This is a genomic window from Kitasatospora sp. NPDC057512 (assembly GCF_042802135.1).
Lineage (GTDB): Bacteria > Actinomycetota > Actinomycetes > Streptomycetales > Streptomycetaceae > Kitasatospora.
Genome location: NZ_JBHVET010000153.1, coordinates 1 through 13,331, shown reverse-complemented (window position 1 = coordinate 13,331; position 13,331 = coordinate 1). Strand labels below are relative to the sequence as shown.

3 protein-coding genes and 1 pseudogene are annotated in these 13,331 nt (G+C 67.2%); 3 read left to right on the top strand and 1 reads right to left on the bottom strand.

Translation table 11 applies throughout. The features are described from left to right. Positions 1-28: 28 nt before the first annotated feature. On the bottom strand, positions 29-4,351 hold the full coding sequence (locus tag ACFU6K_RS13280) for a ricin-type beta-trefoil lectin domain protein (RefSeq protein WP_380662725.1): 4,323 nt from the start codon (positions 4,349-4,351) through the stop codon (positions 29-31). 395 nt (positions 4,352-4,746) lie between these two features. Between ACFU6K_RS13280 and ACFU6K_RS13275 the strand changes: the two genes are divergently transcribed. From ACFU6K_RS13275 to ACFU6K_RS13265, 3 genes and pseudogenes are all read left to right on the top strand, one after another. Further along, positions 4,747-12,354: a ricin-type beta-trefoil lectin domain protein gene (locus tag ACFU6K_RS13275; protein WP_380662723.1), complete on the top strand. Its 7,608-nt coding sequence runs from the start codon at positions 4,747-4,749 to the stop codon at positions 12,352-12,354. A 69-nt stretch (positions 12,355-12,423) separates the two neighbouring features. After that, entirely contained in the window at positions 12,424-12,936 is a 513-nt protein-coding gene (locus tag ACFU6K_RS13270; protein WP_380662721.1) for an SUKH-4 family immunity protein, read from the top strand. Between the two features lie 201 nt (positions 12,937-13,137). Then, a pseudogene (locus ACFU6K_RS13265) lies at positions 13,138-13,331 on the top strand (IS30 family transposase); the annotation flags it as partial.

Here is a 13,331-nt window from a genome sequence, read left to right as displayed (position 1 = left end):
GCTGGGGCCCGGATTCATGCGGGACGGGTCAGGGGTTGACGGGCTGGGGCGGGGTCCTGAGGGCGGGGAAGCTCCAGGTCTGGGCGGGTGTGCTGTTGCAGGTGAAGGCGGCGAGGCGGCTGCCGGGGGTGGTGTCGTTGTTAGGCAGGTCGAGGCAGTGGTCGGTCGCCGGGTTGTAGAGGCTTCCGTCGGCGCGGGGGAGCCAGACCTGGTTCGAGGCACCAGGGGTGCAGGTCGACAGGCCGATGCCGGCTCCGTTGGCGGTGTTGCCTCCGGTGATGTCGACGCACATGCCGCGCAGGCCGATGGTGGCGTTGGTGGAGTCGACGGTCAGGCTCTGGGCGGCGGTGTTGTTGCAGGGGACAATCTCGAGTCCCTGGCTGGTGTCGTTGTAGGGGACGTCGAGGCAGTTGTTGCTCGCGGCGTGGCGAATCGCCATGGCCGCGGTCGGCGGGTTGACGGGAGTGGTGTAGACGGCGAAGTTGGTGATGCTGCCGTTGAAGCTGGTGCTCGGCTGGCCCTGGTACTGGAAACGGCCGAGGACCAGGCCGCCGCTGGGGGCGGGGCTGGTGGCCGCGTTGTGGTAGGCGCTGCCTGCGAGGGTGCCGTTGACGTAGAGGTTCATCTGGCCGGTGTCGGCGTTGTAGCTGGCGGTCAGGCGGGTCCAGGCGCCGTTCTGGACCAGGGCGGCGCTGTTGCTGATGTTGGTGAACTCGTAGGGCCAGGTGTTGTCGTCGCCGTGTGCGAGCGCGAAGCGCCAGGCGCCTCCGGTGCCTTCGCTCCAGAGGATGAAGCTGCTGGCGTGGGCGGTGTTCTGGCTGGCGACGATCTGGCCGTTGCCGTTGGACTTCGCCCAGGTGCTGATGGTGAAGCTCTTGCGGGTGTCGACGGCCGGTTTGTCGGTGGTCATGGCCGAGGTCGAACCGTTGAAGACCGCGGCCTTCGTGGCGCGGCCGTCGACGGTGTCGTCTGCGAAGGCGAGGTCGGTGGCGGTCGCGTTGTAGGTGACGGCCGGGTCGGCGCTGAGGGAGCTGGTGTTGCCCTGGAGCTTCCACTGGGTGGCCGGGGCCTGGGTGTTGCCGCGGTAGTGGTCGGCTCCGAGGCCGGTGACCGTCTTGCCCGTGAGCGCACCGGGCCAGGCGTGGAGTTTGCCGGAGCTGTCCAGGGCCCACAGGTCGGGCACGCCGTCGCCGGTCACGTCTCCGTCCGAGCCGACGGTCGGGAAGTCGCCCGGGGTGACTCCGGCACCGATCTTGAAGCTGCTGGCTGGAGTGACGGCGGTGACGACGGTGTACTCGCTGGTGCCGTCGACTCGGGTCTCGGTGGTGAGGGCGTACTGGAGGATGTCTCCTACGGCCCGGTCGGTCATGGCGGTCCGCGCCCGTGCCCACAGGGCCGGAGCCACCGGAGTGGTGCCGGCGGGGTCGACTGCGAGGGTGTTACCGGGAACCATCAGGTCGACGGTGTCCCAACCGCCTGCGGAGACCAGGGTAGGCGGGAGCAGGGTGTGGTTGGAGCCGGTGGGGTAGTACCAGAGGTTCTTGTCTTCAACGGCGAAGATGCCAGTGGCGTTCGTGACCTGGCGGTTGGGGGTACGGGTGTCCTTGGCCGAGCCGATCGGTGTGATCTGGCTGGTGTGGCTCCAGTCCGCGTCCTGCTGGTAGCCAGGGCAGGACGCTGCGCCACCCTCGCAATTGGGCCGGTCCAGGATCTTCTTGTAATCAAGACTGAATCGGCCGGGGTTGCCTTCGTTCCTGTAGTAGTAGTGGAGACCGGCTCCGCCGTCCCGGTGTACGAACAGGTCGTCGGTGTTCTTCCCGGGGTCCAGGGAGCCCCGGTGGGTGACGTGGTAGTCCTTCCACGTCTTCCCTGCCTCAGGTACCTGGTTGGCGGGGGCGGCCGTGCCGGTGGGCGGCACATCGGTGTTGCCCGGGTCGGTGGCACGACCGTGGGTGATCAGGTTACCGGCACTGTCCGGAACCAGGATGTCGGGGTTGGCATCGCCGGTGGTGTCGCCGAAGGCGACCGGGCCCGGCGCCCAGGGGACGTAGAAGGCGTACGACATGGTCTGCGAGGCGTTGCCGGCGTCGTCGAAGACCTGGGCGTAGAGAATGTTGGTGCCCCAGTGCGGGGGCTTGGTCCTGATCTCGGTGACGTTCAGGGTGTTTCCGGCCGGGGCGCAGTCCTGCTTGTGGTCGGCGAGCTGCGGGTCGTAGCCGTAGCGGACGCAGACGACGCCGGAGGCGAGTTTGCCGGAGGGGTTGGGGTCGTAGGCCGTGAAGGGGATCACGCCTTCCTGGCCGAGGCGCAGGTTGGTGGTCTGGCCGTTGCCGGACGGCGGGAACTGGGTCTTCGGATCGGTGAAGGTGCCGAACGCCGCGACCGGCGGGGTGGTGTCGACGGCGAAGTGGCACGTGGCCGTCTCCGGTCCGCGAAGGATGCCGTCGTCGCCCTGGGTGGCCCAGCCGTAGATGTGACCGTCCTGCAGGGTGAAGCGGGGGACGGTGTAGGAGGCACGGCTGCTGTTGGGGACGAAGCCCGACCAGCCGCTGCTGACGATGGGCGACCCGGAGACGGCGTCGTCCCAGATCCTGACGTACTCGGTGAGCTGGCCCTGGTTGTGGCTGCTGACGATCGAGGTCAGGTTGACCGTGGTGTCGGTCACCCAGCGGAACGAGGAGAGCGTCCCGTCGCCGCAGGCGTCGCTCTCGCCTCGGGTGACGCTGCGCGGGGCCGGGCGGGCCTGGGGGTCTGCCGGTTGGAGCGGCACGTGGTCGAACTCGGTGGACAGGACCGCATCGTAGGCAAAGTGCTTGAACGCCACCCTGTCGCCGGTTCCCTCCGGGCCCCTGATGGCGAACGCCAGAGGCGTGTTGGTATCGGCGAGGGCGTTGCGCATCGCCCCGGTGACGTTGAAGTCGACGGGGATGCCGGCCTTGCAGGCGTCGTTGCCTCCGTTGCCGGGGACGTCCTTGCCGTCGAGCCACTCGAAGATCTGGTGGCTGTCCCAGGAGATGCCGTCACCGAAGGCGCCAGCCCGGTAGGCGCTGACCGGGTACGCGTTGGTGCAGGAGAAGTCGGCTGAGGTGTGCTGCCAGACGCGCAGGTTGGCGTAGTTGATGGCGGTGTCGGGCAGGTAGCCGTTCAGGTTGAACTCGTACAGTGCCCGTTCGACGCCCTTGGTGGTCTCCCATCCCTGGTAGCCGACGCCGGGGTGGTCGCGGTCGGCGGATCCGGTGCGGTCGTAGTTCCCGGTCTTCGGGTAGGCGGACTGAACCCAGGCGTGGTGGCTCTTGCCCCGGGCGTCGTTCGACCATGACGGGTCGACGTAGATCGGGTAGTTGGTGTTCGGGCCGTCCAGGAGTTCCGGGCTGGGCGACAGGACGATGCTCCTGCTGCCGTTCGTGCCTGTTCCGGTCGTCACGGGGATGTCGGCGACCGTGGCCCCGGTGCCGGGGCCGTCTGCCGTACTCGGTGTGCCCGATGCCTGCCGGGTGCCCTCGCCGGAGCCGCCCGCGGTCGGCGAGACCTGGCTGGTCGACGACGCCTTCACCACCGTGGAGGCTGGCGTCGGGCCGGTGCCGCCTGACGCGAGAGCGAGTACTGGTGCCGCGGCCGACCACATCTGCGGCTTGGGGGCGGTAAAGACCTCCTTGCCCTCGCTGACCGCCCTCAGGCTCCCGTCCTCGTTCGTGGACAGCTCCACACCCTTGGTCGTGGTGGGGAAGGTGAGCGAGCGAACGGCCGGGTTCGCCGCGGCGGTCGGCGTGTGGAGGATCAGTACGGTGCTGTAGCCACCGAACCGGTTTGCGGTCACCTTCAGGTCCGTGTCCGGTGCCACCGACGCGTACAACGCGCTGTTGCCGCTCACCGTCGGGACCGGCAGCGGCCCCGGGAACGGCGAACCGACTGCGAGTTGCTTGCCGTCCTTGGTCGTCATCGTCACCAGCGAGCCGTTGCCGCCGCCCGATACGGCCAGGTCCTCGCTCGCCGCGGCCGGTGCGAGGGTGCCGTCGGCGCGCTTGAGCAGGGTGTCGTCCAGCGTCGCCCATGACCCGTCGGCGCGTTTCACGCGTTGGGCGTCCAGGTGTCTCTCCTGCCGGAACCTGCCGGAAGGCGTGGCGACCGTGGTGCTGAACTCGTCCGCCAGCGACGGGACCGGGACGTCCTTGCCGGTCCTCTTCGCCTCGGCGAGCGCCAGCTCGGCGGGCTTGGGGTCCAGCAACTCCCCCGCGTGCCTGGCGTCTCCCGCGGTGACGGCTTCCTGCGCGGCCTTCCATGGATCGGCGGCCGAGTCGGCTGCGGCGGGAAGCGGTGCGAGGCCGGGCAGTGTCACCGCGAGTGCCAGCATCGCTGCCAGTGACGAGAAGCGGAGTCCAGCGGATCGCGGCTTGGCGGCCCGCTCGAACGATGGTCGACTGTCAGTCATATCCCTACCTGGAGCACCCATGGCGTTTTCCCCGGTTTGAACCCTCGGCGCCGGACGCGCGGAGGCCAGGCGGACGGTCTCAGGGAATCGGACGGGTCGTCAACGATTTTCTTTCCGAAATATCCCCCATCGGATGCCATAGACACCCCACTCCACCAAAGTGACGCACGTCACAGGCGCCGTGTTCTCGATACGAAGAGATCAACTTTCAAGCCCCCCATAGAATCCACCAGCCCTCAACGAGGCACGCTTTAGTTAACTCAACGTCAGCTAAAGGACTATCCATGCCAATTCGCAGAAGAGACGGATCACCACCGGTGAGCAGGCGCATAGCCGGCGCCGTGGTGCTGGCCCTGACCTCGTCGCTGCTGGGACCTGCCGTCTCCCAGGCCATCGCGGCGGAGCCCGACTTCACCCGGGTGTGGTCACCTCCCAACACCCCGCTGTCGCAGACCCCGTCGGTCAACGCCGCGCCGGCACCGAAGCCGTCCGAGACCGCTCCGCACTACCCCGTCCCGGCGGCTTCCAACACCGTCTCCGTCCGGACGCCCGTCGAGCAGAAGAGCGCAACGGCGGGCCTGACGAGCACGCCCTCACAGGCGGGAACACTCCCGGTCTGGGTCAGCGCCGCCGAGCAGGGCTCCGCCCCGGACGCGGTAACGGTCGTGCAGGCCGATACGAAGACCGCGGACGCCGCCCGGGTGAACGGCCTCCTGCTCTCCGTGAGCGCCACCGCGGCCGGCGAGCCGGCCCCGGCAGGCGACGGCGCGTCGAAGGCGGTCAAGGTCGCCGTCGATGTCGCGGCACTGGATGCGGCGAGCGGAACGGTCGGCGACTTCGCCTCCCGCGGCCGGCTGGTCACGATGCCGTCGTGCGCGCTGACCACCCCGCAGGTGCCTTCCTGCCTGGTCCGCACACCGGTCGCCGCCACCTACGACCCCTCTTCGAAGCGCCTGATCGCCGACCTGGAACTCCCGTCGGGCCACACCGGCACGCAGCCCGCACCGGGGGCCGGCGGAGCGGTCAAGGCCGCGCTGTCCAGCACCTCGACGACAAACGCCCCAGCCGTGCTCCTCGGCGCGGAGACCGGCGCGTCCGGCGGCGGCGGGACGTACCAGGCCACCAGCCTGTCGAGCTCCTCCGCCTGGGCGGCCGGCAACTCCTCCGGCTCGCTCACCTACAACTACAACGTCGAAGTGCCGCCGGCGCTCGGCGGCGCGGCGCCCCTGGTCTCCCTCGCGTACGACTCCTCCTCGGTGGACGGGAAGACCTCGGCCACCAACGCCCAAGCATCCTGGGTCGGTGATGGCTGGGACTTCAACCCCGGCTTCATCGAGCGCAGTTACACTCCGTGCGACAAGGATGGCATCACTGACTCCGGGGACCTGTGCTGGGGCGGGTTCAACGCCACCCTGTCCCTCGGATCGCACGCCGGACCGCTGGTGCGCGAATCGAGAGCGGCCACCACTTCCGATGAAGCAACCGGCGTGTGGCACCTGAAGAACGACGACGGCACCCGGATCGAGTTCGGCGCAGACCCAGGCAACGGCAACGGCACCTACAACGGCGCCTACGCCAAGGTCACCGACATCTCCGGAACCGCATACTACTTCGGGCTCAACCACCTGCCCGGCGGCGACAAAAGCGACCCCGCCACCCAGTCCGCCTCCACCGTGCCCGTCTACGCACCCAACAGCGGCGACCCGTGCTACGACGCGGCCAAGGGCAAGGCCTCCTGGTGCCAGATGTGGCAGCGCCTGTCCCTTGACTACGTCGTGGACGCCCACGGGAATCTGATCACCTACACCTGGGCGCCGGAGACGAACTACTACTCCCGCGGCGCCGGCCAGAATAACGGCAACGGAACGCTGACGGCGTACACCCGGGCGAACACGCTCTCCCGCATCGACTACGGCCAGCGCCTCGCTGACCAGGTCGCGGCGAAGGGGGCCCTCCAGCCCGCGGCCCGGATCGCCTTCACCACCGCCGAGCGCTGCCTCACCACCGGCTCCGCCTGCGACCCGGCGAACCGCACCGTCGCGAACAAGAACAACTGGCCGGACGTACCAGTGGACCAGGAATGCAAGGACACCGGCACCTGCACCATCCCGGGCCCCACATACTTCACCACCAAGCGCCTGACGTCGGCCACCACCCAGGTCAGGGTCAACAACGCCTGGCAGGACGTCGACTCCTACGAGCTGACGCACTCCTTCCGCGACCCCAAGGACGTCACCAGCGACCCCAAGGACACCCTCAGCCAGCGGGTCCTGTGGCTCGACTCGGTGCAGCGCACGGGTAAGACCGCCACGCCGAACGTCAGCACCCCCGCGGTGTCCTTCGTCCCGGTCATGCTGGCGAACCGGGTCGACGGATCGGACCTCGTCCCGGCGCCGTCGCGGATGAACCGGCCGCGCATCCAGCAGATCCGCAACGAGACCGGCGGCGTCCTCAACGTCGACTACAACGACCGCGACTGCTCCCGTGTCAACCATGTGATGCCGACGGCCGAGGACGAGAACACCCGCGCCTGCTTCCCGGTGCGCTGGTCCGTCCCCGGATCCATCGCCGGCGCCGACCCCGTCCTCGACTGGTTCAACCACTACACCGTCCGCTCGCTCACCGAGAACGACTTCGCCACTGGCGCACCCGCCAGGCTCACCGCCTACGACTACGGTCCTGCGGCCTGGCACCGCGACGACAGCCAGTTCACCGACCCCAAGGCCCGTACCTGGAACGACTTCCGCGGCTTCGCGACGGTGACCGCCACGGTCGGCAGCGGGAACGACGGCCCCAAGACACGGACCGTCACCACCTACCGGCAGGGCATGGACGGCGACGTCCTCAAGAGCGGCACCAAGCGGACCGTCGCTCCTCGCACCGATGCCCTCGGCCGCAGCATCACCGACGTCGAATGGCTCTCCGGCCAGGTCCTGCAGACCGAGACGATCGACCTGACGTCCGGCAAAGCCATGGCGCAGGTCGTCAACAGTTCTACCAGGGACATCGTCACGGCGAGTCAGCCCCGCAGCAGTGGGCTTCCCGACCTCGTGGCCCGCTATCCGGCCACGGTCAACAGCACGACAAGTCGTGCCCGCAAGGCCGACGACACCTGGCGCGCGACGACCAGGAGCACCACCGGCGACGAGACTCACGGCAACCGGCCGATCGTCTCGCTCGACCAGGCCGACGCCCTGCCGGACCTGTGCACCCGCACCGCCTACGCGACCGGCCCGGATCTCCAGCGCATCGACCAGATCGCCGAGACCCTCACCGTCTCCGGCCCGGATGCCTGCACCGCCATGGCTACGGGTGCGAACACCGTCTCACGTGAACGGGTCTTCTACGACGGCAAGCCCTACCAACAGGCCGCCTCGACAGCTGATCAGACGTCCAAGCAGGTCCTCGACCGCTACGACAGCACCGGCGCCCCCGTGTTCACCACCGTGAGCGCAGCTACTTTCGATGCGTACGGCAGGACCGTCTCGATCACCGACCCGAACAGCACCGACCCTCAACACCCCAACGGCGCCGCGAACACGACGTCATACACGTCATCCGCTGCTGGCGAACTGCCCACCACTGTCACCGTATCGGCTCCGATCCCCGGTGCCGCGAGCGGCACCTGGGACACCGTCACCACCTTCGACAGCCGACGGTCCCTGCCGCTGACGGTCAAGGATGCCAACGGCAAGACGGCCACCGAAAGCTACGACGCCCTCGGCCGCCTGACCGCGGTCTGGGCCCCCGGCCGAGCCCCCGAGCTCAAACCGAACGCCAACCTGAAATTCGACTACACCGTCTCCAACACCACCGGCGCCCCGTCGACCACCACCACTTCCACCCTCACCTCCGACGTCGACACCCCCGTCTACGCGCGGGAGATCACACTGTCCGACGGCTTCGCCCGTCCCCGGCAGACCCAGTCCACCCCGGCAGGCCCCGGCTACACCGGCCGGCTGATCACCGACACCCAGTACGACTCCCAAGGCCGGGCCTGGGCCACCAACGCCACCTGGTTCAACAAGGACTCCAACCCCTCGACAACACTGGTCAGCACACCCGACAGTGACATCCCGGCCCAGACGCGCCTGACCTTCGACGGCCTCGGCCGACAGGTCACCTCGGCGTTCTGGTCCCTGGGCGTCCTCCAGCACCAGACCACCACCGCCTACCCCGACGCAGGCCGAACCGACGTCGTCCCTCCACAGGGCGCCTGGCCCACCACCACCCTGACCGACGCCCGCGGCCGCACCACCGAAGCGTGGCAGTACCGCACCGCCACCGCCACCGGACAGGCCTCCGACGCCGCCGTCACCCGCCGCACCTACACCCCGGCAGGCCAGATCGCCGGAATGACCGACGCCGCGGGCAACACCTGGACCTACACCTACGACCTGCGCGGACGCCAGACCAGCGCTACTGACCCGGACACCGGAACGACAAGCCGCACCTACGACGGCGCGTCCCGGGTGTCCACCTCGACCGACGCCAAGGGCCAGGTCCTCACCTACACCTACGACCTGCTCGGGCGGAAGAGCGGCCTCTACCAAGGCACCGTCACACCTGCCACGCAGCTCGCCGCATGGACCTTCGACACGGTGATGAAGGGCAGACCCGCCTCATCCACCCGCTACGTCGGCGGCAGCAACAACGGCGGCCAGGCCTACACAACGGCCATCACCGGCTACGACAACGGCTACCGCCCGACCGGCACCACCCTGACCATCCCCGGAACCGAAGCCGGCCTCGACTCCGGCACCTACACCTACGCCACCTCGACCACCTACGACCAGATCACCGGCAACCCCAAGCTGACCACGCTGCCCGCCACCGGCGGACTCCCGCAGGACCGGCTGGCGTTCTCGTACAACGACTACGGCCAGATGTTCTCCTACGCCGGCGCCACCACCTACGACGTCCAGACCTCGTACGACGCCTACGGCCGACCACTGCGCTCGACCGTCAACCCGTGGGGAACCCAGGTCGTCGCCACCACCGACTACGACCAGGCCACCGGCCGCATCCGCGGCCAGTTCCTCGACAAGCAGACCTCCACCCTCGGAGCGGTCCAGCAGACCAACTACACCTATGACGCAGTAGGTTCGATCACCTCGATCACCGACATCCCCGACAACAACCCCGCCGCGACCGACCGGCAGTGCTTCACCTACGACTACCTCGGCCGCCTCACCACCGCCTGGACCGACACCGGCGGCATCACCACCCCGGACCCGCTCCAGCACAAGACCCTCGACCAGGGCGCCTGCACCAACACCACACCCACCAGCGGGGCCGTGGCGCCGGCCAAGACCACCGTCGGCGGCAGCAACCCCTACTGGCAGGAGTACACCTACGACCTCACCGGCAACCGCACCTCCCTGATCCAGCACGACCAGTACGGCGACCCCGCCAAGGACGTCACCACCACGCAGCAGTTCCCGACCCCTGGCACCGTCAACACACCGACCACCGCGGCCACCACCGGCGGCGGCACCGGCGGCGCCCACGCCCTGCTCGGATCCACGGTCAAGACCGGCGCCACCACTACCGCCAACGGAGCCACCCAGTACGACGCGGCCGGTAACACCACCGCCATTCGCACCGGCATCCCCGGCACCGGGACCTCCGCACTGACCTGGAACAGCGAGGGCAAACTCGCCTCCTACACCGCTCCCGCCCAGATCACCGGCAACGGCGGCACCTGCCTCGCCACCGCCGGCGGCAGCAACGCCAACGGCACCAACCTGCAGATCAACACCTGCAACAACAGCGGCACCCAGCTCTACACCGTCGCCAACAGCAAACTCGTCGTCCTAGACAAGTGCGTCCAGGCCATGGGCACCACCGCCGGCTCCGCCGTCCAGCTCCAGGCCTGCGACAACTCCGCCGCACAGACCTGGAACGCCCGCCCCGACGGAACCATCCACAACCCCGCATCCAACCAGTGCCTCGCCATCCCCGGCGACGTCACCACCCCCAACACCGCCCTGGCCCTCGGCACCTGCGCCAGCACCGTCCCGGCCGGGCAGAAGTGGACCGTCCCCAACACCACCACCACCTACCTCTACGACGCCGACGGCAACCAGCTCATCCGCCGCAACCCCGGCCAGAACACCATCACCCTGGGCACCGACGAACTCACCGTCAACACGACGGCCAAGACCCAGACCGGATCCCGCTACTACCCCATCCCCGGCGGCCTCACCATCGTCCGCCAAGGCGCCGGCACCGCAGCCGGAACCTTCGTCGTCCAGGCAACCGACCACCACGGAACCGGCACCACCAGCATCGACCTGGCCACCACCGCCACCACCCGCCGCACCAGCGACCCCTTCGGCAACCCCCGCGGCAACCAACCCGCACCCGGCACCTGGCTCGGCACCAAGGGCTACATCGGCGGCACCAAGGACGACACCACCAACCTCACCAACCTCGGCGCCCGCCAATACCAACCCGCCACCGGCCGCTTCATCAGCCCCGACCCCATCCTCGACCAGGCCAGCCCACAACAGTGGAATGCCTACTCCTACAGCAACAACAACCCCGTCGACCTCAGTGACCCGAGCGGGCTACGCCCGCCAGGCAAGTGCGACGGCGACTGCGCTCACGTCGACGGAAGCATCGACATCTGGGCCGGCGGCCCCGGCAACTGGCAATACGCCAACATCTCCGCACAGGTGACAGATACAGAGATCATCACCACCACCCAGTACATCAACTTCAAGGATCCATCTCGATCCGTCATCGCCCACGACAGGACCGCACGACCGAAGGCGCCGAAGCCTGACAACCATTGCTACTACGCCATGGGATCGTGGGAAGGGCCTGGCTGCCACAGGGCCGAGCCAAAGGGCAACCCGAACTACCCGTCGACCTACATGAAGCTCGAAAGAGGCGGCCCGCTGGCAACCTGGCAGAAGATCTTCGTCGGCGCGATCGCGATTATCAGCCTCGCCATCGTCGCCGCCCCCGTAGTCGCTGCTGCAACCCCAACCTGCCTCGCAGCAATCATCGCCTGCAGCGCAGCCATCGCGGATGTGGCATCCGGTGAAGCCGCCGCAGGAAGCACAGCCCTCGCCGGTGCAGGAGTCACCACAGCCGCACGCCTGCTCGCCTGCAACGGCAACAGCTTCGCTCCCGACACGCCAGTCCTTCTCGCCGACGGAACCACCAAACCCATCAGCGAGGTCCAACCCGGGGACGAGGTCATCGCCACCGACCCAGAAACCGACACAACAAGTGCCGAACCCGTAACCGATATCATCGTCGGATCAGACGACCGCGACTTCACTGACCTGACGGTCGCCAACCGCTCCGACCCGACCAAGCCCTCCACCATCACTTCCACCCAGAAGCACCCCTACTGGAACGAGACCACCCGACGCTGGACCAACGCCAACGACCTGAAGATCGGCGACCACCTCCGAACCGCAGACGGCACAACCGTCTCCGTCCTCCAGGCACGCAGCTACCACGCCAGCCCGCGGCCGGCCGAGAATCTCACTGTCGCAAACCTCCACACGTACTATGTACTCGCTGGTACGACGCCAATCCTGGTGCACAATACCGATGGGGCGGCCTGTGGGCTGGTTCCGTACGGCAGTACGGAACTTAGTAGGGCGACCGCGTTCCAGCGGTTGCTGGAAAACAACAAGGGAAATAACTTCGGCGCCGCGCGACTGGAGGACGGGACGATCCTGATCGGTCGGTCCAGTGCTGGTATCCATGCAGAAGAAGACCTGATCAGGCAGGCTGGCGACAGGAGAATCGTGGAACTATACTCCGAGCGCCAGCCATGCGCGAATAAGTGCGAGGGCCTGACTGCGGGAATGAAGACCAGTTGGTCTTGGCAATGGAATGGAGTTGATCGCGGAGCAGTCAACGCGGAAATCAAGGCCGCGATCAATGATCTATTCAAATAGGAGGAAGCGGCACCTCATCCGGTGGATGGGGTGCCGCTTCTCTAGGTAACGTTCGAACGAGGGAGTGCAATGGTGGATCTGACAGACGAGAACTGGCCGTCCTTTGCCATGGTGCAGATCCATGGCTCAAGCGCCGGGGACCCCGACTGGAACGGTCCAGATCTAGCGCTTGAGGTCCCAACAGAAATGGTCGGGGCGACGTATCGTGCTGAAAGCGCTCTGACGAGAGTCGCGTCTCTAGAGCATGGGCGCTTCGTAAAATTTGGTTCGACCGGGCTCTTTGGCAGCATTCTGCTGGATACTGCCACGGGTGCGGTGGTTAAGCGCGAGCGGGATGCGAGTCATGTTAGTCTCGTGAGCACCTCGCTCCCGAATTTTGTCGCGGCTGTAAGGGCAGTGATTGATCGATTCCCCTTCTACAACTCCGATAGCGATGACAGCAAGTGGATGGCTGCCGCGAGGGATGTAGAAGGAATCGTGCGGGCCATCGACCCGGAAGCATTCATTCAGGATGGATTCTGGGAAACGCTCGTCAGTGATATTGAGATCGGGGATTTTTCCACAGAGGATACCATTGGATAGTGAGCGAGATGCCTAATGGTTTCAATCTCGACCAGCTGGAATCTCCGTGAGACTCGGAGCCGACTTGACCGCCAGTCGAAATTGCATTCCCAAGGCATTTCTAAGTAGCAATCAAGTCATACCCGTTTACATCGGAAATCCCCCCGTCAGATTGTTCTTGGGTTCTAACGGTCGTCGCAACACCCCAGCTCAAGGTGTGCGATGGACTTCGAGATCCGCAGGGACCGGAAGCCGCAAGGGCGTAGGAAGCTGCGTGGCGAGCGGGAGAAATACTTCCGGCTCATGCGAGAGGGCTACAGCAACAAAGAGGCGTCCCGGCTCGTGGGAGTCCACGAGCGGACCGGCCGTGAGTGGCGCAACGGTCGGCCCGAGAGGCGCGTGAAGAGGCCCTCGGC

Excerpts from the sequence above, each read along its gene's own strand:
- ACFU6K_RS13280 (WP_380662725.1), bottom strand. The coding sequence starts at position 4,351 with ATGCTGGCACTCGCGGTGACACTGCCCGGCCTCGCACCGCTTCCCGCC.
- ACFU6K_RS13270 (WP_380662721.1), top strand. The coding sequence starts at position 12,424 with ATGGTGGATCTGACAGACGAGAACTGGCCGTCCTTTGCCATGGTGCAG.